At 50.2% G+C, this 24272-nt stretch carries 16 protein-coding genes; 12 read left to right on the top strand and 4 right to left on the bottom strand.

Going from position 1 to position 24272, the window contains the following annotated elements; genetic code table 11:
• The first annotated feature begins 33 nt into the window (after window positions 1-33).
• The 9 genes from AC1S52_RS02455 to AC1S52_RS02415 all read left to right on the top strand — a co-directional run bounded on the left by AC1S52_RS02455 (window position 34) and on the right by AC1S52_RS02415 (window position 15559).
• Entirely contained in the window at window positions 34-1473 is a 1440-nt protein-coding gene (locus tag AC1S52_RS02455) for an O-antigen polymerase (protein WP_482027454.1), read from the top strand.
• A 118-nt stretch (window positions 1474-1591) separates the two neighbouring features.
• Window positions 1592-2815, top strand: a complete 1224-nt coding sequence (locus AC1S52_RS02450; protein WP_482027453.1) for a glycosyltransferase — start codon at window positions 1592-1594, stop codon at window positions 2813-2815.
• A 169-nt stretch (window positions 2816-2984) separates the two neighbouring features.
• Window positions 2985-4766, top strand: a complete 1782-nt coding sequence (locus tag AC1S52_RS02445; protein ID WP_482027452.1) for a ShlB/FhaC/HecB family hemolysin secretion/activation protein — start codon at window positions 2985-2987, stop codon at window positions 4764-4766.
• A 417-nt stretch (window positions 4767-5183) separates the two neighbouring features.
• On the top strand, window positions 5184-7805 hold the full coding sequence (locus AC1S52_RS02440; protein ID WP_482027451.1) for a CHAT domain-containing protein: 2622 nt from the start codon (window positions 5184-5186) through the stop codon (window positions 7803-7805).
• A 423-nt stretch (window positions 7806-8228) separates the two neighbouring features.
• A complete protein-coding gene (locus AC1S52_RS02435; RefSeq protein ID WP_482027450.1) occupies window positions 8229-10919 on the top strand; it encodes a PAS domain S-box protein in 2691 nt (896 codons plus the stop codon).
• Between the two features lie 61 nt (window positions 10920-10980).
• On the top strand, window positions 10981-11103 hold the full coding sequence (locus tag AC1S52_RS02430) for a hypothetical protein (RefSeq protein WP_482027449.1): 123 nt from the start codon (window positions 10981-10983) through the stop codon (window positions 11101-11103).
• 13 nt (window positions 11104-11116) lie between these two features.
• Window positions 11117-11773 (top strand): sensor histidine kinase, encoded by a 657-nt coding sequence (locus AC1S52_RS02425; RefSeq protein WP_482027448.1) that lies wholly within the window; start codon window positions 11117-11119, stop codon window positions 11771-11773.
• On the top strand, window positions 11770-13419 hold the full coding sequence (locus tag AC1S52_RS02420; protein WP_482027447.1) for a hybrid sensor histidine kinase/response regulator: 1650 nt from the start codon (window positions 11770-11772) through the stop codon (window positions 13417-13419). Before AC1S52_RS02425 ends, AC1S52_RS02420 begins: the two co-directional genes overlap by 4 nt.
• A gap of 61 nt (window positions 13420-13480) precedes the next feature.
• A complete protein-coding gene (locus tag AC1S52_RS02415) occupies window positions 13481-15559 on the top strand; it encodes an AAA-like domain-containing protein (protein WP_482027446.1) in 2079 nt (692 codons plus the stop codon).
• Between the two features lie 51 nt (window positions 15560-15610).
• Here AC1S52_RS02415 and gmk read toward each other — a convergent pair whose 3' ends face one another.
• Window positions 15611-16174: a guanylate kinase gene (gmk, locus tag AC1S52_RS02410; protein WP_482027445.1), complete on the bottom strand. Its 564-nt coding sequence runs from the start codon at window positions 16172-16174 to the stop codon at window positions 15611-15613.
• 195 nt (window positions 16175-16369) lie between these two features.
• Window positions 16370-16621, bottom strand: coding sequence for an extracellular matrix/biofilm regulator RemA (gene remA, locus AC1S52_RS02405; RefSeq protein ID WP_482027444.1), 252 nt, complete (start codon window positions 16619-16621; stop codon window positions 16370-16372).
• Window positions 16622-16708: 87 nt separating this feature from the next.
• On the opposite strand from remA, the gene AC1S52_RS02400 reads away from it, so the two are divergent.
• Both AC1S52_RS02400 and AC1S52_RS02395 read left to right on the top strand, forming a co-directional pair.
• Window positions 16709-18445 (top strand): Rqc2 family fibronectin-binding protein, encoded by a 1737-nt coding sequence (locus AC1S52_RS02400; RefSeq protein ID WP_482027443.1) that lies wholly within the window; start codon window positions 16709-16711, stop codon window positions 18443-18445.
• 640 nt (window positions 18446-19085) lie between these two features.
• Window positions 19086-20234, top strand: a complete 1149-nt coding sequence (locus AC1S52_RS02395; protein WP_482027442.1) for a hypothetical protein — start codon at window positions 19086-19088, stop codon at window positions 20232-20234.
• Window positions 20235-20336: 102 nt separating this feature from the next.
• Here the strand turns inward: AC1S52_RS02395 and aqpZ are convergent, their stop codons facing one another.
• The gene (gene aqpZ, locus AC1S52_RS02390; RefSeq protein WP_482027441.1) at window positions 20337-21104 is read right to left on the bottom strand and encodes an aquaporin Z; all 768 of its coding nucleotides are present in this window, start codon (window positions 21102-21104) and stop codon (window positions 20337-20339) included.
• A gap of 275 nt (window positions 21105-21379) precedes the next feature.
• Between aqpZ and AC1S52_RS02385 the strand changes: the two genes are divergently transcribed.
• Window positions 21380-22027, top strand: a complete 648-nt coding sequence (locus AC1S52_RS02385) for a hypothetical protein (RefSeq protein WP_482027440.1) — start codon at window positions 21380-21382, stop codon at window positions 22025-22027.
• Window positions 22028-22250: 223 nt separating this feature from the next.
• On the opposite strand, the gene ftsH2 is transcribed toward AC1S52_RS02385, so the two are convergent.
• Window positions 22251-24137, bottom strand: coding sequence for an ATP-dependent zinc metalloprotease FtsH2 (ftsH2, locus tag AC1S52_RS02380; RefSeq protein ID WP_482027439.1), 1887 nt, complete (start codon window positions 24135-24137; stop codon window positions 22251-22253).
• Window positions 24138-24272 lie beyond the last annotated feature (135 nt).

Genomic DNA, 24272 nt, shown 5'->3' with positions numbered 1-24272 from the left:
AGTCGTTTAGCCAGCAGGGGTATCTCCGTGTCAATGTCCGATTATTCCGATGACCCATCACTCTACTACTACCCGGAGAAAAAGTACTATCCTCCCGGTGCTTCTGTGGAAGGTACGTTTGTTTTTTTGATTGGGTTGGTGGCAGCTTATGTTTTAATTCCTCCCTCTGCTCCTCCCTCGGAAATGGCAAGAACCGTTGCCATTATTACCGCCGGAGCTTTGGCAATCAGTATGTTTTTTGATAGTCGAAAAGGATTGCAAAACCTGTTTCGAGCTGACTTACTCTGCCTGGTTGGGCTTTATTTCCTCACCCTGGTGGAGTTCCTGTTTCCCCAGGAAAATTTCAATGATTTACTGACCGTAGAGCAAACCTCTAAAGCCCTGGTGATGGTTTTAGTGGGGATGGCAAGTCTGGCGATCGGTCGTCATCTGGTTTCACAAAAACCTGCCCGGTCTAGCCAGTTAAACTTTGGAGATATTTCCAATTCCTTATTGATTTGGGTTTTGATTGTCGCAGCATTTCTGGGCTACCTGGATATGTTGCTTTCCGTTGATTTTGACCTTCCCAAAATGATCGATGCCATGCTGGCACCCCGATTTACCCAACCCTGGGGTCGCGGTAGACTCGGAGGCTGGCGATCGTTTATTTCGGAACTTAGCCTGCTACTCTATCTCATTCCTGCCTTAGCTGGAGTAGTTTGGAACCGTCGCCGTTCGTTTTCGGCAGTTCAACTGAGTATTGTGGCAGTTCTGTTTCTATTTACGGTGTTTTTTGGATTTTCAGGTGGAACTCGAAATATCTTTGTTGCCTATCTATCGATTTTTTTGGTGAGTTATCTGGTGACTCTGCCCAAACATAACTTTAGAAATACCATCATTCCAATCTTAGGAGCAGCTATTCTAACCGTGTTTGCTTCTTATCACATGCTTGAGTTTAGAACCATTGGCTTAAAAAGTTATCTTGAAAATCAGGTCTATGCTGGGGATACACTGCGAGATACGCTATCAGTTGACTACAATTTGTGGTCGATTGGCTTAATCGCCGATGCTTTACCTGAAAAACATGATTTCCTCGGATTTGAAGTCATCTACTGGGCATTGATCAGACCGATTCCCAGGGTTCTGTTTCCCGGTAAGCCAGAAGGTTTAAGCGTCAGTATTGAGGAAATTGCAGGTGCTGAGGGCTGGACTGTAGCCGCGACCTATCTGGGCGAAGCTTACATGACAGCGGGCATGGTAGGGGTAATTCTCATCTCACTTTTTTTTGGTGCCCTGGCAGCCTGGTGGAACCGCATGGCACTGCAACGACAATCCGCCTACGCCATGATGACCTATGCTTTGGGCTTTGCCGCGGCTGGAATTACTATGCGTAGCATGTTTTGGCTGACAACGATGATCTTGCCAATTGTGATGCTGCTTGGTTTGAAAAAAACAGGTCTAATCCGCTTAAAGAAAGTGAGTCCACTACCTTAATTGTTCTAGTGCTTGAGGGGATGAGTCAATGAGTGAATGAGTCGATGAACTTGGCTTCCCTCCCCCCTCCCTTTCCCCTTCGTCTCCCACTCACCCACTCACCCATCCACCGAATCCTATGAAGGTTCTACACGTTATTCCATCCATCAGTCCAGTCATGGGAGGACCACCCCAGGTCGCTCTTAATCTGGTTCATTCATTAAGAAAGTGTGGGGTTGAGGCTGAAATTGTGACAACCAATTTCAATGGCTCTACACCGATGAATGTGCCATTGAATCAGAGGGTTGATTACCCATTGAATGCCAATGAAAAAGCTGCCGTGCCCGTCTGGTTTTTGCCATTTCAACCGCCTGCCCTGAAGGAGTTTATTTTTTCCCCTGCCCTGGCTGGCTGGTTATGGCAGCATGTGCAGGACTACGATGTGCTGGATAATCACTACTTGTTTTCTTTCGCTCCCACCTGTGCGGCAGCGATCGCCCGCTTCAAGCGCGTCCCCTACACGGTTCGCACGATGGGGCAACTCACTCCCTGGGCACTGAATCAAAGTCGCTTAAAAAAACAGATTTATACCAACTTGATCGAACGCCATAACCTGAATCGGGCGGCGGCTATACACTGTACCACCCCTGCTGAAGCAGAAGATGTGCGCCATTTTGGGCTGCAAACGCCAACCATTACTCTGCCCCTGGGGGTGACACCACCCGTCATTTTAGATCAGCCCCAGATGCAACTGAGGCAGCAGTACAACATTGCAGCGGGTGTTCCCGTTATCTTGTTTTTGTCGCGGCTTCATTACAAAAAGCGCCCAGATTTGTTGCTCAAATCCCTCGCCCAGTTAAACAGACAGGGGCATCATTTTCATCTGATCATGGCGGGTTCTGGTGAACCCGACTACCTGGCTGAATTGCAAGAACTGGTTGCCGCTCTGGGTCTCGCTGAATGGGTGACATTTCCTGGGCTGGTGACGGGTACAGCAAAGGATTTGTTGTTGCAAGGTTCTGATTTATTTGTTCTGCCGTCCTACTCCGAAAACTTTGGGATTGCAGTTGCAGAGGCATTGATTTCTGGCTTGCCCGTCATTATCACCCCAGGAATTCAAATTGCTCCAGAAGTTGCGGTAGTGAAAGCAGGATTGGTTGTAGAAGGTGAGTGGATGCTCTTGGCAAACGCGATCGCCCAACTGCTGACTTCCCCTCAACTACGGCAAACCCTGGGCGAAAACGGCAGGCAACTGGCAAAATCGCGTTATTCATGGATGGCGATCGCTCAAAATTTGATTCCCGCCTATTCCGCCATTTCACTCCCATCGCCCTCATCCTCGATCAAGCCAGGATTTGAGTAAGAACCGCTATCACCAGTGGCTTCTCTGAGCCTGCATCGATAGTTTCCATTGGCTGGTTGATTAATCGGTTTTATTGTTGGCAATCCCTACTACAATGAAACCGATTAAACATTTTGAGCTGGAAAAATCGATCGGTCATGTGGCTGCGTCAAGAGAGGGTGTGGGGAAAATGGGTTATACGATCCCGCCAAAGCAACATCGGCTTCCAGATTCTGCCAGGTTCTGGATGTTTTTGCTGAAGCTGAGTTCCATCGTGTTCATTGCTGGGGCGAACGCGCGCCCCCTTCAGGCACAGGTTCCCACCCTACCCACCATCGACAACCGACTTCAGCGCGAACCCCAACCGCCTTCCGTCCAGCCCCAACCAGAACCAGCCCCACCGGCTCCCCTGCCTCCCCCAGAACAACTCCTGCCAGCCCCCAGCCTGCCTACGCCACCGGGCGAAGCACCGCCGGGTGATATTCCCCAAACAATTACCATTGAGCAGTTTCGGGTGACGGGGAGTACCGTATTTAGTCAGGCAGACTTTGACCGAGTCACGCAACCCTACACCAAACGTCCGATTTCGATCGCAGAACTGTTTCAGGCGAGATCGGCGGTGACTCAGCTTTATCTAGATAATGGCTACATCACTTCAGGTGCCTACATTCCACCCCAGCGCTTGCAAGATGGAGCGATCGAAATTCGGGTCGTGGAGGGCAGCTTAGAAGCGATTCAAGTGACAGGGACCCGCAGGCTGAAGCCCAGCTATATCGAATCGCGGCTTGGGATTGCCACCCGTCCCCCTCTAAACCGAAACCAGTTGCTGGAAGCACTCCAACTACTGCAACTGAACCCACTGATTGAGACGATTTCAGCGGAGTTATCTGCCGGGTCGCGTCCGGGAGAAAGTCTGCTGGAGGTGCGAGTCACGGAAGCCAGGACGTTTGATGCCCAGGTTCTGCTCAACAACGGGCGGGTGCCCAGTGTAGGCAGTTTTCAGCGCCAGTTGCAACTGAGTGAAGCGAACTTGCTGGGGTTTGGCGATCGCCTCACGGGTTCCTATTCCAACACCGATGGTAGTAATGCCTTTGATTTCAGTTACACGTTTCCCGTCAATCCCTACAATGGCACCATCCGGTTTAGCACAGGTATCTCCTATAACCGGGTGATTGAGGAACCCTTTAACATTCTCGATATTCAGTCCCAATCTCGTTACCTGGAACTGAGCTTCCGGCAACCCATTTTGCAAACTCCCAACCGGGAAATTGCCCTGGGCATCACCGGCACCCAGCAACAAAGTCAAGCTAGCCTGTTGGATGGGGAAATTCCCTTTCCAGCACGGGGTGCCGATGAGGACGGGCGGACTCGCCTGACTGCTCTCCGCTTCTTCCAGGAAGCCACCTGGCGCAGTGGAGTTGAAGTGATTGCCTTGCGTTCCCAGTTTAGTGTTGGGTTGAATGCCCTGGGTTCCACCATCAACGAAGAACCCCCCGATAGCCGCTTTTTTGCATGGCGGGGACAGGCGCAGTGGGTGCGGTTGCTGGCTCCCGATACGCTATTTCTGCTGCGCGGCGACATGCAGATTGCTAACCGGGCGCTGTTACCCTTCGAGCAGTTTTCCCTGGGTGGGATTGACAGTGTGCGGGGCTACCGTCAGGATGCACTGCTGACCGATAGCGGGCTGTTCGCCTCGGCTGAAGTTCGGATTCCCATCTGGCGCTTACCTCAAATCAATGGGCTGTTGCAGATTGCCCCCTTCTTTGATCTCGGTACTGGCTGGAACCGCTCTGGCTTTGCGGACCCCGACCCCAGAACGTTGGTGTCCTTGGGGGTGGGACTACGGTTGCAGATCAGCGATCGCGTCACTGCCCGATTTGATTGGGGCATTCCCCTGATCAATGTTCCCGGAGATAAGAACACCTTGCAGGAAAAAGGATTGTACTTCTCCATTGTCGGCAGTCCCTTTTGAGATTCTTATCCAGAATTAGGAAAAGAGGAAGCGGAGAGTGTATGTAGGTCTGAAGTCTGAGGCAACTTTAAACGGTTAAGGATCAAGCTGGTTTGTCAAGGACGCAAAGCCTCCCAGACCGCAGAGGTTTTGAAAACCTCCGAGGTCTAAACCTGACGACCAATATTGCGCTACTAGTTGTTAAACCCCATCCAACTTGAAACCTGGAGCTTGCCAAGTTAGCCCTCACCCTAAATCCCTCTCCCGAAGGAAGAGGGACTTTGAAGGATTCTTCCGGCTCCCCTCACCCGCTGGGAGAGGGGCTGGGGGTGAGGGCTTAGAACTACGGTTCTCAACGTGAATTTGGATTAGCTTTGATTCTCAACTCTCCTCTTCCCGTCTGATCCCTCCCCCTCCTCGCCCCCAGGAGTTTGAACCATGCTCCCTTCTTCGACGGTCATCTCAGTTTTGATCAGTGTGGTGGGTTTGCCACTGGTGAGTAGCGCAGTGCTGGCGCAGGAATCTCAGCAATCGAATCAAACCCTTTTGACTCAAGTTCCTCAGCCATCTGCTGCTCCCTTCGCCGCGTCCCAGGAGCGTGTTGATCAGGGGCAGGCGCTTTACAATGCCGGACGGTATGCAGAAGCCGTTCAGCTTTTACAGCAGGCAGTTCAGGACTATCGATCGCAGGGAGATGAACTCAGACAGGCAGCGGCTTTGAGCAATCTTTCCCTGGCATACCAGCAGTTGGGTGCCTGGGAAGAGGCGAGTCGGGCAATGGAGGAAAGTTTATCGTTGTGGGGTGGGCAACCAGCAACCGGCAACCGGCGGCAGGTGAAAGTTCTGGCTCAAACCCTGGACATTCAGGGACGGCTGCAACTGGAAATGGGACAGGCAGAACAGGCTTTAGCAACCTGGAAGCGGGCAACGGAAGTGTATCTTAAGGCGGAAGATCGGGCGGGAGAAGTGCGTAGCCGTCTCAATCAGGCACAGGCTTTGCAGGCAATGGGGTTCTACCGGCGATCGCTGGAGGCACTAACGGCGCTCAACCGAATTTTGCAACCTCAACCGGATTCCCCGGTGAAAGCGGTGGGATTGCGATCTCTGGGGGATGCTCTACAACTGGTGGGTGATCTGGACCAGTCCCGTCAGGTTTTGGAACAAAGTCTGGCAGTCTCCCGCAAACTGCAATCTGTCTCTGAAGAGAGTGCCGCTCTGTTTAGCCTGGGCAATACTGCCCGTGCCCAGCAGAAAGGAGAAGCGGCGATCGCTTTTTATCAGCAGGCGGCGAAACTTTCTCCTGCCCCGATCCTGGCGGCACAGGCGCGCCTCAACTGGCTCAGTCTGCTGCTAGAAACCAATCGCCGCGGAGACGCAGAAAGCTTGCTGCCCCAGGTTTGGGCACTGGTGGAAGCCCTCCCTCCCAGCCGCCCTGCAATCTACGCCCGGATTAACCTGGCAGAAACCGTAAGCAAAAGCTGGAATCGGGGAGCGAACCCAGTTCTAGTGAATCAGCTGATGGCAAAACAACTTGCGATCGCAGTCCAGCAAGCCCAGAGTTTGGGCGATCGTCGTGCTGAATCCTTTGCCCTCGGCAGTTTAGGCGGACTGTATGAGCAAACGCGCCAGTGGTCAGAGGCGCAAAGGTTGACAGAGCAGGCATTACTGCTATCCCAGACGGTCAACGCCTTGGATATTTCCTATCGCTGGCAGTGGCAGCTTGGGCGATTGCTCAAGCAACAGGGAGACCTGGTACGCGCTACTACCACCTATGAAGCGGCTGTAACCACCCTCCAGTCCCTCCGGAGTGACCTGGTTGCCGTTAACCGAGATGTGCAGTTCACCTTTCGAGACAGCGTTGAACCTGTTTATCGCCAAACTGTGGAATTGCTGCTCACTTCCAATCAGGGAAAGCCGAGTCAACAAACTCTGGACAAAGCCCGCCGTTTGATTGAGTCCCTCCAACTTGCCGAACTGGATAACTTCTTCCGAGAAGCCTGCCTGAATGCCCAGTCTGTTTTGCTCGATCAGGTGGTGGATCAGGATAACCCTACGGCAGCTATCTTTTACCCGATCATTCTGGAAAACCAGTTAGCTGTGATTCTCAAAGCTCCCCGGCAACCGCTACGCTACTATGCCGTTCTGTTACCGCAAGCAGAGGTGGAAAGCGTTTTAGCTCGGTTACAGCAGGCAATGAAAGAACCGGATACAGCCAGGGAAGTGCGATCGCTCTCCCAACAGGTCTATGGCTGGCTGATCCAACCAGTTGAAGCTGATTTGAAACAAACGAAGGTGGATACCCTGGTTTTCGTGCAGGACGGATTGCTTCGTAATCTTCCAATGGCAGCTCTTTATGACGGCAATCAATACCTGGTTGAAAAGTACGCGGTGGCGCTCAGCCCTGGTCTACAACTTTTTACCCCGCGCGCGCTGGCTCCCACAAAACTGACAGCTCTCACCGCAGGACTGACCCAGCCGCCGCCAGACTATGCCCAGTTTGCGCCCCTACCGGAAGTCAAAGCAGAACTTAATCTGATTGAGCAGGCAGGGGTGAACACGACCACTCTCCTGGATCAAAGCTTTACCAGTAAAGCCCTGGAGCAGCAAATCAATGCAGTGCCCTTTAAGGTTGTGCATCTGGCAACCCACGGTCAGTTCAGTTCCCAGGCAAAAGACACCTACATCCTGGCAGCAGACGGAGCCATCAACGTCAGCCAACTAGATAACCTCCTTCGCAGTCGTTCCCAATCTGCCTCGGAAGCGGTGGAGTTACTCGTTCTCAGCGCTTGCCAAACCGCCGCTGGAGATAATCGGGCGACCTTAGGACTGGCAGGGGTTGCCATCCGAGCCGGGGCACGCAGTACACTGGCATCCCTCTGGCATATTGACGATCGCTCGACGGCTATCTTCATTGGCAAATTTTACCGGGAACTGGCAACCGCAAAAGTCACCAAAGCCGAAGCACTCCGCCGCGCCCAACTGATGCTGTTAAAGGAGTATCCCCAATACAGTCGTCCCAGCTATTGGGCACCCTATGTTCTGGTGGGCAATTGGCTGTAGGGCTACCCTATCCATACAATTAGTCCTGGCACTTCCAAAATGGCGATCGCCCCTCCAACGGGTGCCTAGCCTGGATTATTCACCAGAGTTTTAGCGAATTCTGAAACCCTTGTGCCCGTTCCATCTCAGACTTCGCGTATAAAACCACACTGTCAAAAATAGAAAACCGCTGGAAGCTTTTGCAAACGCTTCAACAACACGTTACGACAACGAGCGCATTCCCCTGACACAACACAAACTAATTTAGAATCAGGAAATCCTTTCTCACAGAGTCGTTGATCTCACAAATAATTTAGGAATGCTATGTAAACGATACCGATTAAGGCATATGCCCTATAACTCCTGCCGTTCGGCTGAGTAGTTAGGGCAAAAGCTCACGTCGAAGTTCTACACCCTACGTCAGTCCTAATTCAAGCCAAATTCATGATAGACCTCATCAGGGATTTCTTTAGTTCTGGAGCGTTTATTCCCCATGGGCACTGTTACCTCTGGAAACCTGGATTGGTCTGGCTTCATGTTCTATCAGACTCGTTTATCTCCCTTGCCTACTACTCTATCCCGTTGACGTTGTTCTACTTCGTCCGCAAGCGGCAAGACTTACCCTTCAACTGGGTATTTCTGTTATTTGCCGTATTCATCACTGCCTGTGGTACAAGCCACCTTTTAGAAGTTTGGACGCTGTGGTATCCGACCTACTGGTTATCGGGAAGTGTGAAAGCGGTAGCGGCGATCGCTTCCCTATACACAGCCGTCATGCTGGTTTCGCTGGTGCCAAAAGCACTGGCACTTCCCAGCCCCGCTCAGTTAAGGATAGCCAATCAAGAATTGCAGCGGGAAATTATTGAGCGGCAGCAAACGGAAGTACGGCTGCGGCAGAGTGAAGCGGCATTGCAACAAAGCGAAGCCCGCTATCGTGCCATTGTAGAAGAGCAAACGGAGCTAATTTGCCGCTTTTTGCCGGATGGGACGCTGACGTTTGCTAACCATGCTTACAGTTGCTACTTTGAGCGATCGCAGGAGGAGTTGCTTCAGCAGAGCTACCTACCTGTGGTGCTTGAAGAAGACCTGGCAAAAATGGAAGGGCACCTTGCCCGGCTGAGTCAAGCTAACCCCGTGGCAACTATAACCAGTCAGGTCATTCGCCCCAATGGAGTTCGCACGCAACAGTGGATTACCCAGGCAATTTGCAATCCCCAGGGTCAAATCGTTGAAATCCAAGCCGTCGGGCGAGACATTACAGAACTCAAACAGGCAGAAGAGATGATTGCCCGGTCACGAGATTTCTACCTGTCGTTATTTGAGGTTTTTCCTACTCTCATCTGGCAGGCAGGACTGGATGGTAGATGCAACTACTTCAATTCAGCCTGGCTCAATTTCACAGGTCGAACGCTGGAACAGGAGTTGAATGGTGGTTGGTTTGCAGGGGTTCATCCAGATAACAGGGAATTTTGCAACAAAACCTATACCCAGGCATTTGAAACCCGCCAACCGTTTGAGATGGAATATCGTCTGCGCCATTGTGACGGTGAGTATCGCTGGATTGTTGATGTGGGTAGACCGTTCCATGATTTGGATGGCAATTTTGCTGGCTACATTGGTTCCTGCTATGACGTTCACGATCGCAAACAAGCCGAACTGGCCTTACAGGAAAGTGAACAACGCTACCGCTCCGTTATCACGGTCATGGCAGAGGGCATTCTGGTGCACAATGCCAACGGGGTGATCCAGACCTGTAATGCCAGTGCTGAGCAGATCCTTGGTCTATCCCTGGCTCAAATGCAGGACAAAGCCCCAGTCAAGTCCGGTTGGCGAGTCGTGCATGAAAATGGCTTACCCTTCCCCCCAGACGAGTATCCTGTGATGGTCACTCTCCGAACTGGCAACCCTTGCTCTAACGTGGTCATGGGTATCTACAAACCAGATGGTAGCCTCACCTGGATTTCAATTAACTCCCAACCCTTGTTTCGCATCGGTGAATCCCTTCCCTATGAGGTCGTGACCTCATTTTCTGACATTACCGACCGAAAGCGGGTAGAAGCCGCTCTGCAACAGACCAACCAGGAACTTGCCCGTGAAATCGTTGAGCGCGAACAAATTGAAGCTTCTCTGCGGGAAAGTGAGCAACGCTTCCAGGCATTTATGAACCATAACCCGGCGGCTTGCTGGATTTCCGATGCCGATGGACGCTTACTCTATATCAACCCGACCTATTCCCGCCTGTTTAAGCTGCCAGAAAATTACGTTCCTGGAGAAATTGATTTCAGCATTTACCCGGATGAATTTGCCCAAGAGTATCTCAAAAACATCCGTTTAGTGGCTGAAACAAAGGAAGTGCTGGAGGCGATTGAACCGGGTCTGCTTTCAGATGATAGCATTGGCGAATTTTTAGTCTATAAATTTCCAACTCTAGACTTGCATGGACAATGTTTAGTGGGGGGAATTGCCATTGATATTACAGAGCGCAAACGAGCCGAAAAACAGATTAAAGCTTCCTTGAAAGAGAAAGAGATTTTGCTCAAGGAAATTCACCATCGAGTCAAGAACAATTTGCAGATTATTTATAGCCTGCTGCGGTTGCAACGGCGATCGCTGAAAGACCCCCAAGCCGCCGCCAGTTTATTGGATAGCCAGAATCGGATTGAGTCGATCGCCCTAATTCACGAGAAGCTTTACCGGACAGGCAATTTAGCCCGGATCGATGTCGCTGAATACATTTCCAGTGTGGTATCCAACTTAGTCAGCGCCTACTCCTCACAGTCCAGAAATGTTGCCATCAATATCGAAGTCGAACCTATTTTTCTAGATATTGATCGGGCAATTCCCTGCGGACTGATTATTAATGAATTAATTTCCAATGCACTGAAGTATGCCTTTCCTGTTGCAACAGCGGTGAACCAGCTTAATATTGAACTACATGCAGATGATGACTTCAACATTCAACTGCTTGTGAGAGATAACGGTATCGGTTTGTCGGAAAACTTTAATTTATTTGAAGCCAAGTCCTTGGGGCTTCAGCTAGTCCAGGATTTTGTGAATCAGTTGAAGGGGCTAATCCATATTGATCGCAACCAGGGAACCCAATTCAAAATCACGTTTCCAGGAAGTCAAACGTGATGAAAAAATTAGTGCTATCTCCTATCTTTAAACGAGCGATCGACTATACCCTGGGTAAAATATGAAGTCACTCGCACCATTCGTCAACGCTATCCGTCCGATCAACTCGCGGATTATTTTACTCAGTGCCAAAAACCAGGTGGAAGCGATCGTGGCTGGTTTAGAAGCGGGTGCCAATAATTAGAGAACACAACCAAATGGAACAGGCACTTCAGGTTTCCCTGAAGGAAAAAGACCTGAAGGAAAAAGAGGTGCTGCTGAAGGAAATTCACCATCGGGTGAAAAACAATTTGCAGATTATTTATAGCTTGCTGCGCCTGCAACAGCGATCGCTCAAAGATCCCCAGGCAGCCGCCAGCCTATTGGATAGCCAGAATCGGATTGAGTCGATCGCCCTGATCCATGAAAAGCTATACCGGACTGATAACCTGGCACAAATTGACTTCAGTGAATATATTCTCAGCCTGATCAGGAACTTATGGAGTTCCTACAGCATCGGTCATCAAAAAGTTACGGTTAAAACAAAAGTCGGTCATGTTTGCTTAGATATTGATAAAGCAATTCCCTGGGGGCTAATTATTAACGAATTAATCTCTAATGCCTTAAAATATGCTTTTCCGCAGGAGGTAATTGGGCACCTACAGGTTGAGCTTGATGCCGATAAGGATTCTAATATCAAATTGATGGTGAGCGACAATGGAATTGGATTACCTGAGAAATTTGATCTGGCTCAAACCAATTCTCTAGGGCTTCAGTTAGTTCAGGATTTTGTCGCCCAGCTAAAGGGAACAATAGCGATTGATAGCTCAGTCGGAACAACCTTTAAAGTTATTTTCCCTGGTACCAAAAAATGAATCGTCGTGTGCATCCAGAGTCGGACGAATCGAAAACGGTTCAAATCCTGGTGGTTGAAGATGAGCGAGTAGTCGCCAGAGACATCAAAGCTTGTTTAGAAAACCTGGGCTACTGCGTTCCTGCGATCGCTTGCTCTGGGTCAGAAGCGATTGAAAAAGCTAAAGCTCTCCACCCGGATGTTGTGCTGATGGATATCCGGTTGGAAGGAGAAATGGATGGGACTGAGGCAGCCCAGCAAATTCGGGAAGATCTGCATATCCCCGTGATTTACTCAACTGGATATTCCGATCACGCCACCGTAGAGCGGGCAACGGCAACCGAACCCTTTGGCTATATCCTCAAGCCGATCAAAGAGCAGGATCTTTATGTCGCGGTTAAAACCGCACTCCAGCGCCATCATCTGGAAACCCAACTCAAAGAACGGGAGCAATGGCTGACCACTATTTTGAGGGCGATCGGGGATGGCGTGATTGTAGTGGATCTTCAAAGTCGAGTCCGGTTTCTCAACCTCGCAGCGGAAGTGCTGACCGGCTGGCAGCAGGAAGAGGCGATCAATCAACCGCTCTCGGAGGTATTGCCCCTGGTTCATGAGCAGACTCAACAACCGCTGCCAAACCCAGTTACAGAGGTTCTCCAATCTGGTACCATTCTCTATCTGGCAGACCATACCCTATTGATGACCAAGAACCGTCAAACAATCCCGATCGCCGACAGTGCAGCCCCTTTCAGCAATCGAGCAGGGCAAATCACTGGAGCCGTTCTGGTCTTTCGAGATATTACTGAGCGACGACTGGCAGAGGAACAACACTTAACCGTTCAACGCGCTCAACTATTAGAACGCCAGATGGCAGAACTGCAACGCTTAAACCGACTCAAGGAAGATTTTCTCAGTACGGTTTCCCATGAAATGAGAACGCCGCTGGCAAATATCAAAATGGCAATTCAGATGCTAGAAATCACCCTGGAGCAGCAAAATCTGCCAGATTTAGATCCTGCCCGCTCCTCTGCGCAGATGAATCGTTACTTGAATATCCTGAAAGACCAATGCAACCAGGAACTGAATCTCGTCAATGACTTACTGGAACTCCAGGAAATTGAAGCAGGCACCCATCTGCTAGAGCCAGCAGAACTTGACCTGACAAACTGGATTCCCCAGATATTGGAGAATTTTCAGGAACGGGCAGCCAGCCATCAACAGCAATTACAAGCCGTCCTTTCCCCTAATTTGCCGCTGTTAGTCACCGATCGCTCAATTTTGACCCGTATTATTACGGAGTTGCTGACCAATGCTTGTAAATATACTCCTCCTAATGAACACATTACGGTCACGGTTCAAATGATTGGGAGTGAGGCAACCAGAGCAACGGAGGATGCTACCGTGACCGCTTCCAGTTCTAGCTCTCGCCAGTTTTTTCAAATTAGCATCAGCAATACTGGGATTGAAATTCCAGAACCAGAGTTATCTCGCATTTTCGACAAATTCTACCGAATTCCAGCCAGCGATCGCTGGGGACACGGTGGCACCGGCTTAGGATTGGCATTAATAAAAAAATTGGCAAATCATCTTAATGGTTCTCTCTGGGCTAAAAGTGGAGCAGGACAGACAGATTTCATGGTTGAGCTACCCCTGATTTCCAGCAAATGATTCAATTGATCCAAATTTATTCAGGAGCTTAACTTCCAGAGTGCGTTTCCAGGGGTGAACAATGGCAGCAACAGCAAAATCAGAACATGATTCACCCAAGCGGGTTCAGGTCCTGGTAGTTGAAAATGAGAGAGTGATTGCTAGAGACCTCAAAGGTTGCTTAGAAAACCTGGGGTATGGCGTTCCGGCAATTGCAGTGTCGGGGATAGAAGCGATTGAACAAGCAACCGCCATCCATCCCGACATCGTTCTCATGGATATTCATCTGGAAGGAGAAATTGATGGGATCCAGGCAGCTCAACGCATTTGGCAAGACCTGAATATTCCCGTGATTTATTCAACCGGCTATTCCGATAACGCCACTATTGAGCGGGCAATGGCGACTGAACCCTTTGGCTATGTGCTAAAGCCGATTAAGGAGCAGGATTTAAACGTCACGCTTAAAACAGCCCTGAGACGGTATCAATCAGAAGCCAACATAAACCCAATCTCCTCCTGCCCTCCAACCGCAGTCAGTGGAGCTAAAACACTCCTGTTTCCTGATGGTCCCCTCGCGCTTGGCTCTAAATTTTACATCGAGCGAGCGGCTGTTGAATCCCACGCCTATGCTGAGATTGGCAAACCCGGTAGTCTGGTTCGCATCAAAGCGCCCAAAAAAATGGGGAAAAGTTCTTTGTTGCTCCGCATTCAGCACCAGGCAAGGACTCTGGGGTACTCAACGATTGAAATCGATTTTCAAGAAGCTGATTCGACTTGCTTTGAGAACCTGGATACCTTTTTGCGCTGGTTTTGCAACGTTGTTTCATATCAACTAAAACTCAAATCCCAGTTGGATGAATTTTGGGATAGCACGATCGGGAATAAGGTCAGTTGCACCAGTTATTTTGAAAGTTATTTGTTAGAGCAATTGGATAGCCCGGTTGTTTTGATTCTGAATGAAATTAATCGTATATTCCAGCATGCCGCCATTGCCCAAGATTTTCTTTCATTGCTGCGAGTCTGGTATGAAAAAGCAAGATATATTCCGGTATGGCAAAAACTCCGATTGGTGATTGCCCATTCGACGGAAATTCAGGTTCCTTTAAATGCAAATCAGTCTCCGTTTAATGTCGGTTTACCCCTTCAATTGCCAGAATTTACCCTGGAGCAAGTTCAAGATTTAGCCCAACGCTACGGATTAAATTGGAATAACGGAATCAATGCCGCATCCTTAATGCAAATGGTTGGAGGGCATCCTTATTTAGTCCATTTAGCCCTTTACCACCTGGCGCAGCAAACGTTAACGCTGGAGCAATTACTGCAAGAGGCTCCAACCCTTAGCAGTATTTATAGAAATCATCTCCAGGATTGCTGGGCAGTTTTACAAGGAAAAGCCGAACTGATAGCTGCTCTGAATCAGCTAGTCATTCAGGGGAGTGTTTGTTTAGAACCACTTTTGACTTATCAGTTAAACAGTTTAGGACTAGTCAGACTCAAGGGATACGAGTGTCAATTTTCCTGTGAGCTATACCGCCTCTTCTTTCAAGAAAAAGATTTAGCGGACGATCCGATGAATATCCTTCGGATTGGCCAGTTAGAGCAGGAGAACCAGAGACTTCAGGATTTAGTCAATACAGATGCCCTGACCCAAATTGCCAATCGCCGTTACTTTGACAGTTGCCTTTACAAAGAATGGACCCGAATGCTCCGTCAGCAGTCTCCCTTATCGTTGATCCTGTGTGACATTGATTATTTCAAAATTTACAATGATGCTTTTGGGCATCAGGCAGGTGATGATTGTTTACAACAAGTAGCTCAGACCATTCAAGCAGCATTGAAACGTCCTGGTGATTTAGCAGCCCGGTATGGTGGCGAAGAGTTTGCGATTATTCTGCCTCAAACCAATACCACAGGTGCTATGCAAATTGCTGAAAATATTCGACTGGCGATCAAAGAGATTGCCCTTCCTTTTAGCACCTCCAAGTACATGGGGCTACCGAATTCATCGGTTTCGATCAGCTTGGGAGTTGCTACAACAATTCCCAAGCTGGACATGAGCGTGGATGAACTCGTATTGGCAGCAGACAAAGCTCTCTATGAATCAAAGAAACACGGGCGCGATCGCACCACCCTCAGTCCAACCTGGAATTTTAGAGTTTAGTCTGAGCCAATCTAGCCGTCCTCAATCCTGGTGAGAATGAGACGCGATCGGCTAACAGGCGGCTGTCGCAAACAGGGTCTCTTCTATTCGCTCTAAGGCTTTATCAAAATTGTCATTCACAATTTGAATGTCAAATTCCTTTGCCGCCACAATTTCTTCCCGTGCCCGACTGAGGCGACGAGAGATAGCATCTTCGGCATCCTGTCCCCGCTTGCGAATGCGGTCTTCCAGTTCCAGCATAGAAGGCGGCAGGATAAAAATTCGCAGTGCCTCGGAAAAGTTTTGGCGGATCTGGCGGGCACCCTGGAGTTCAATTTCCAGAATCACCCATTTACCCTGATTGATCTGGTCAAGCACCGGAGTCCGTGGAGTGCCATAGTAATTACCCGCAAATTCTGCCCACTCTAATAGTTCGCCATTAGTCGCCATTCGCTCAAATTCAGGGCGTGTAACGAAGTAATAGTCCTTTCCATTCACCTCACCTGGACGAGGACTTCGGGTAGTCACCGAAATCGACAGGTACAAATCGGGATGCCGCTTCAGCAGCGATCGCAGCAGAGTACCTTTTCCCACTCCACTGGGTCCCGTTAAGACAATCAGTTTACCCTTACCCATTCCGCGCTTCCCATTCCTTGAATTGTAAATAATTTAACAATCTCTTAACGCTAAGTCTAGTAGAGAAGTTGGGTGAGGAGTGAGGGGTAAGGGGTTGTTAGTTGTTAGTTTTTGGTTGAGAGCTGTTGGCTGTTAGCCTTCCTCCTTCCTCCCTCATCCTTCCTCCTTTATCCTTCATTCCTTATCCTTCCCCTTTCATCCCTCATCCCTTGTAATAAACCGATTCGCAACCGTTTCCGGTTGGATAGCTGAGAGAATGACGTGTCCGGAGTCGGTAATGATGACTGCCCGGGTGCGACGACCATAGGTAGCGTCAATGAGCTGCTTGCTCTCTTTGGCATCGGTAATGATACGCTTGATGGGGGCAGACTCTGGGCTAACGATAGCAATCACCCGGTTAGCGGACACAATATTACCAAAACCGATGTTGATCAGCTTAATGTCCATGGGGGCTGATTGCGTGTTTAGGTGTAAGGCTTAGTCTTTCGATCGTATCTGGAAAAATTCTGCGTAACAAGGCGAACTTTTGCTGTTTTGCAACCTCTTGACTTCACGACCCTTACTGCTATTTGTGCTGAACTGCGGGCAAATTGGTTGCCTGCCCGGTTTGAGCAGGCTTTTCAACGCGATCGCTTCACGCTCTACCTGGCACTGCGAACTATGGATAATCGGGGATGGCTAAAAATCTCCTGGCATCCCCAGGCAGCCCATCTCTGCATCAGCGAACCGCCGCCCCGTGTTCCAGATACCTTTACCTTTAGTCAGCAACTCAGGCACCAGTTGGGGGGGCTGGCACTGGTGGCAATCGAAGCGGTTGCTCCCTGGGAGCGAGCGATCGACCTGCAATTTGCCCGTCGTCCGGGTGAGCCTGCTCTCTGGCATCTCTATATTGAGATCATGGGGAAATACAGTAATGTCATTCTGGCAAACCAGGATAACCAGATTGTGACAGCGGCTCACCAGGTCAGTGCCCAGCAGTCGAGTGTCCGTCCCATTTTGACCGGGCAACCCTACGAAGTTCCGCCTGCCCTTACCGATCCAACCCCCATGTTGAGCGAATCCCTGGAGCGCTGGCAGGAACGGGTCAGCCTGGTGCCTGGTCCACTCCGAAAGAATTTACTGAAAAGCTATCGGGGATTAAGTTCGGCAATGGTCAATTCAATGATTTGGGCAGCCAAACTGGAGCCGGATCAGCCGACTGAACGCTTGCTCGAATCGGAATGGCAAACCCTATTTCAACGCTGGCAAGAATGGCTCCATGCCCTGGAGAAAGAGGATTTCCATCCCGGTTGGACTGAGCAGGGCTACACCGTGATGGGCTGGGGCATGACTCATCCTGTCAGCCGTGTGCAGGAAATGGTCAATCTCTACTACACTGCCCAACTCGATCGCCAGGAGTTCGTTCAACTTCGCCACCAGATCAGCCAGAAGCTGAATCATTCCCTGGAAAAGCTCCAGGTGAAGGCGAGGGGATTTCGAGATCGCCTCCGGCAGTCCGACCAGGCAGACACTTACCGGGAACAGGCAGATCTGCTAATGGCGCATCTGCACCAGTGGCAGCCAGGAATGAAATCGATTGACCTGCCCGATTTCACCACGGGAGAAGCCGTCACCATTCCCCTCAATCCAGAAAGAAATGCGGTTCAAAATGCTCAGTCACTCTATAAGCAGCATCAGAAATTAAAACGGGCACGGGCAGCGATCGCCCCTCTGTTGGCAGAAGTTGAGACGGAACTACACTATCTGGAGCAGGTTGAAGCGTCCCTTTCAGAACTCACTGCCTACCAGGCAGCAGGAGATCTGGAAACGTTACAGGAAATCCGGGATGAGCTAATTCAGCAGGGCTATTTGCAGAACTCAGAATATCGCGATCGCGCCAGTTCCAGCCAGAAAGACTCCGTCACCGAGCCTTATCACTATCAAACCGCTAACGGTCTTGATATTTTAGTGGGGCGCAACAATCGTCAGAATGACCAGCTAACCTTCCGCACCGCTGGAGATTATGACCTCTGGTTCCACACCCAGGAGATCCCCGGTAGCCACGTCCTGCTGAGGCTGCGACCCGGAGAACCCCCCGACTCTAGCGACCTGCAATTTGCTGCCAATGTTGCCGCCTACCACAGCCGCGCCCGTCAGAGTGAACAGGTCCCTGTCATTTACACCGAACCCAAAAACGTTTATAAACCAAAAGGCGCAAAGCCTGGAATAACAGTTTATAAGCATGAACAGGTCATTTGGGGACAGCCTCGGAGGGTGAGGAGTGAGGGGTGAGGAGTGAGGAGTGTTCGCCTTTGGCGTTCCCGTAGGGTGGGGTTGTTAGTTGTTGGTTGTTGGTTGTTGGTTGTTAGAGGGGTGAGTTTCACTGTAGCTATAGCCATGAGGGCTAGGGCAAGCCAGCAAGGGTAAACCATTGTCAAACAGGCATTTTCACTCTGTCCCCTGTCCCATATTCCCTACTAAACCCCGTCCAACTTGAAACCTGGAGTGTGCCAGGTTAGCTCTCACCCTAAATCCTTCTCCCGAGTGGAGAGGGACTTTGAATGGTTCTTCCGGATCCCCTCGTCCACTGGGAGAGGGGCTGGGGGTGAGGGCGTAGAACTACGGTTCTCAACGTGGATTTGGTTTGTCCAGGATGGAGGCAACTTTTTTGCTCGTTTCAGAGTCATGGTGATGCAGCCTTTTCTACTGGGCTTAGGAATATCGCGATCGCCCCTCCCCTCTACCATCGACCACCTGTTTCTTACCCGAAACATCCGGACCTACCCCTTTCTTTCCAACCCTCCCCTCTCAACCCTCCCCTCCCCCAGATTCGATATAACTAGACAAGGTATTACTAAACTAGAAGTCAGCTTATAGCGTTTTTGAATCCAGTGAGGTACATGGGTAGCCGTAGAATCCTTGAGTCAAACAGATGAGATGTACCTCACCCAGAAAGGAAACGCTATATCTTCATTCACCGCCAGAACAACTCCAAAACTCTTCAACCGCAGCCTCCACGACTGAGAACCTACCTGCCATGACTGACTCCTTCTCTCCCAAAAAACTGCCAGAATTCTTTAACCCCAAAACCCAAGAGAGGGCTTTAGAGATCCTGCGCAATCCGCTGACGATCGCAGCTCTGGCTTCCGTCGGAATTCATGGAGCGCTGTTTGCTGTGTTGCCGATGTTGCCTTCTGCTAACCCCAGGGAAATCGATCCTCAGCAGACGGTGGGAGTGATCGAGCTAAGCCCAACGGAACAATTACGATTGCCGGACTTTGCGAATCCCCAGATTACCCTGCCTCCCACTGCCACCCAGCCGCGATCGCCGTCCCCTTCCCGGTCAAACCCCAAGAAATCTTCCCCTCCTTCAATATTTGACAACTCCTCTATCTACAACCTGCCGTTCCTGTCCCCACCACCGCCAATCACGATCCTGCCTGATTTTGGTTTGCCACCCATCCAGGATGCTCCCGCCCGCTCCCGCCCCACTCCCCCTATTCAAAAACCAGCACAAAAGCAACCAGAAGCGCCTGCCAAACCCACTCCTGAACCATCCGAGGCGGCTGAAACACCGAAGGACGATACAACAACTCCTACCCGTACTGCGACAATTCCGCCGGAGGCGATCGAGCGTTTAAGAGCACTTCAGAAGCAACTTGAGGAGCAGAAAGTTGCTCAACAGCCTTCTGAACAAGAGGCAGTAGAGGCAAAAACTCCAGCAGAGGCATCCGGTAAACTTATTCCCTGGTTGGATCAGATTGCAAAGGCAGAAGCTGTTGCTCCCACTGTCCTTTATGAAGCCCTCGAAAAGTCCAATAAGAAGGATCTAGCTGTTTCCTGCCCGATTGAAGCCTGTGATGAGAAAGTTTCAAAGCTGCCAGCGACGCCAGCCTTCTTGATCGTAGTGAATCCAGATGGGAAGATGATTAATCCATCATTTGAAGTCAAAACTGGCGACAAAGCCCTTGATGAGGCAGCCATCGCGGAGTTAAAAGAGTTCGTAGCAACTTTAAAGGCTACTGGAAAGCACGAGATCTATCGGCTTCGGATTCAGTTTGAGAAGCAGACTGAGAGTTGAATGGTGACGTTATTGCTCTGATTAGCAGCGCTAAGACCTCCGAGGTTTTTGAAAACCTCGGAGGTCTGGGTAGAGTTTTTTGCTCAAATCAATACTATTCGTCTAAACGGCAGCCGTTTCGCGATCCTCTTCCCGGAGGGGTGTTTCAAACACAGAGTAGTAAAGCAGCCCTGCCAGAATTGCTCCCAGAATGGGCGCAACCCAGAATAGCCAGAGTTGACCGATGAGTTCAATCCCCGCAAACAATGCCGGACCCGTACTACGAGCTGGATTGACCGAGGTATTGGTGATCGGAATACTAATCAGGTGAATCAAGGTCAAGGCAAAGCCAATCGCAACGGGAGCCAGCGCTTCAGGGGCACGGCGATCGGTTGCACCTAAAATAATCAGCAGGAAAAAGAAGGTCAGCAGAACCTCAGCGATAAAGCAAGCCAGCAAAGAATAACCACCTGGAGAATGCGCTCCAAATCCATTCGTTGCCAGAGGGTTCGTCCCTTCGAGTACATAACCGCCTTCACGACCACCTGCAATCAATAACAAAAGTCCGCCAGCGGCAATACCGCCTAACACTTGAGCCACAATATAGGGCAGCAACTCAGACCCAGGAAACCGTTTAGCAGCAAACAAGCCAAATGAAACGGCGGGATTGAGGTGGCAACCGGAGATATGCCCGATCGCATAGGCCATTGTTAATACCGTCAAACCAAACGCTAACGATACGCCCAGAAAACCCAGTCCAAAATAATTACCACCCTGGGCAGTATCGGTGGTGTAGGGGAACGAAGCGGCGATCACAGCACTTCCGCAGCCACCAAAGACGAGCCAGAAAGTGCCAATAAATTCTGCAAGACAACGTTTTGAAAGCGGCATTTTATCTACTCCTTCAGGGTGTCTTTAAATCTGTGTAAAGACTTTATACCACTTCCACAAGCAGTTGCATAAAATTCAAAAACTTGGTAATTCCAAAGGTGTAGAATTTCAGTATGATAGGGTACAATAAGCCCGCCAAACGCTTAGATGAGATTGTTAGGATTCCCTCACCCAGGGAGTTAAAGCTTTATAAACTATATCCAAAGATCAGCAAAATCGTTTCATGACTAGGGCAGACTTGAGGAGTATAGGCTTTACTCTTTCAACAATTACCCATGAAACGGTTGCTGATTAGCATCACTGGACTTGTCGGCTTAACCACTTCTAGCTGTGCCCTTTCTATCCTGGCAACCGCCCTGCCGAAAGATTTGATTCAGCAGAGTGTTTTCTGCCCTACGGATAGCAAAGTTAGGGCTGAGGGGTTTCAGGTGCTCAGTACCCAACGCTGGTCCAAGGGGGTAGTGGTTCTTTTTAGTGGACTCTGTCCTGGAGATACCCGTAAAGCTGCCATGAAACGCATCTTCGGGCATAAGCTGGTTAAGCGAAATGGAATTGGCTGGCAGGTAAGCGGCAGTGACAGTTATAGTCCCAAAAATTTCCAAGGGAAACCTGAAAAGTTAATTGATTACAATATCAGCCGATCTGAAAAAAAGAATGGAGATCGCTACACCATTTTGTATGGACAGGTCTTAAAACCCAAAGTGGCGGTGGTAGAAGCCACCTTTAATAACGGGCTAATTCTACGCGATCGCAGCAACAATGGCGTTTTTGCTCTAATTGCACCCGGTGCAACGGGGGTCTGTGAAGTGCGAATTTTGGGATCAGATAACCAGATCCTGCGCCAGGAAGACCCCGGCATCTCGGTTAAATTTTCCAAGGACGGGCGGGCGCAACGGTGTTTGCCTGTATCCCATCAGTTGTGAGAGTGATAGATGGCAGACGGAGGGAGGAGGTCTTAGAGGGACGCAGGGGCAGGAGGCAATAGTCACTGGTCACTGGTCAGTGAATACTCTGAACTTTCAACTTATTCTCACCCCTTGACCTGGAGAAATTTTAAGGTATACTCTCTCTACAAAGTTCCCATAAACACAAAAACAGGGATGAAAACCATCATCCCCGTTCAGCTACTTACTGAGAGTTTCGAGATTATAACTGTGGAGTATACTGCTCCTTCTGAGGTATATCTGTATACTCAGCAACGATCTGGCGAAACTCCTCGCCATCAATCGTTTCGCGTTCAATTAGCAGATCAACCAGGCGGTCAATCACTGCCCGGTTATCCCGGATCAGGCGACGCGCATCGTCATAGCAGTGTTCAACAATAGAGCGCACCTGGGCATCAATTCGGGAAGCAATTTCTTCGGAGTATTCCGAACGGGTCATCCAGTCCCGTCCCAAAAATACCTCACCCGTCTGGCTTTCCAGAGACATTGGACCCAGATCGGACATACCAAAGCGGGTTACCATTTGCCGCGCCATTCCGGTAATCTGTTGCAGGTCATTTCCTGCGCCGGTGGTTACTTCGGCATCGCCAAAGATGACTTCCTCAGCCGCACGACCACCCAGAGCACCCGTGATTCGTGCCAGGATTTGGGCACGGGAAATCAGACTTTGGTCATCACCGGGAGTAAACCAGGTCAGACCGCGTGCCTGACCGCGAGGCACTAAAGTTACCTTCTGCACTGGGTCGTGGTCTTTAACCAGTGTCCCAATAATGGCATGACCAATTTCGTGGTAGGCAATCAAGCGCTTACTCTTGCTATCCACCAGCGGAGTGCCTTCCATCCCTGCAACTACCCGATCCACCGCGTCATCAATCTCCACCATGGCGATGGCTTCTTTACGGCGGCGGGCAGTCAGAATGGCTGCCTCGTTCAGCAGGTTCGCCAGATCGGCACCTGTAAAGCCAGGAGTGCGGCGAGCGATCGCATCCAGTGAAATTTCGGGAGCCAGTTTCTTGTTCCGAGCGTGAACTTTCAGAATTTCCAGGCGACCTTTGATGTCGGGGGGATCCACCGAAACCTGACGGTCAAACCGACCGGGACGCAGCAGGGCTGAGTCCAGCACATCAGGGCGGTTGGTCGCAGCGATGATGATAATGCCCGTATTGCCCTCAAAGCCATCCATTTCGGTCAACAACTGGTTGAGGGTTTGCTCGCGCTCGTCGTTACCGCCACCGATGCCTGCACCCCGCTGCCGACCCACGGCATCAATTTCATCAATAAAGATGATGCAGGGCGCGTTTTCCTTCGCTTTCTTAAACAGGTCACGCACACGAGACGCACCGACCCCGACAAACATTTCTACAAACTCAGAGCCAGAGATGCTAAAGAACGGAACCCCAGCTTCCCCGGCGATCGCCTTTGCCAGGAGCGTTTTCCCCGTCCCTGGAGGACCAATCAACAACACCCCCTTGGGAATGCGGGCACCTACCGCCGTAAACCGCTCTGGCTTCTTGAGGAAAGTCACCACTTCCTGAAGCTCTTCTTTCGCCTCTTCAATCCCGGCAACATCATCAAACATGATGCCCGTTTTTGCCTCCATCTGGAAGCGAGCGCGAGACTTACCAAAATTCATCGCCTGCCCAGGACCGCCGGGAACATTGCCAGAACGACGGAACAGAAAAAACAAACCACCAATCAGCAGAATTGGGAAGATTAAATTGCCCAACAAACCCCAAATCGCCCCATCGTTGCGCATCGGGTGAGAGTCAAAGCTAATCTTGGATTCCCGTAGCCTGGAGATGAGTTCTGGGGCATTGCCCGGTAGGTCTACCCGCAGATGTTGCAGGCGGTTATCCAGTTCTGGGTCAACCGCTTCCACAATTGCTGTTCGCCCGCCATCGTAGAAATCAACACTTGTAACCCGATTTGCATCCAGGTATTCCAAAAACCGACCATAGGTCATCCGGGTGCTGGCGGCATTGCGCCCCATATTCATCGGCGATGGAGCCATCGAACTTTGCCAGATGAAAAACCCAATCACCAATGCGGGCAACGCCCACAGTAAAACTGTTCTCCAAGAAAATTTCATAAATTAGCGCCCTCTTGATACAGCCATCTGAACATCAGTACCAGAAACCTTAAACCTTCGGTAAAGGTGCAAAGGACCCAAACCATCGATTTCCGTACATGAATGACCTTTCACAAGCTGCCAGTCCGGTTAAGA

The sequence above is a fragment of the Kovacikia sp. CALU 1929 genome, from assembly GCF_056784235.1.
Note: the sequence above shows the minus strand (reverse complement) of the source record. Positions and strands in the feature narration are given on the sequence as shown.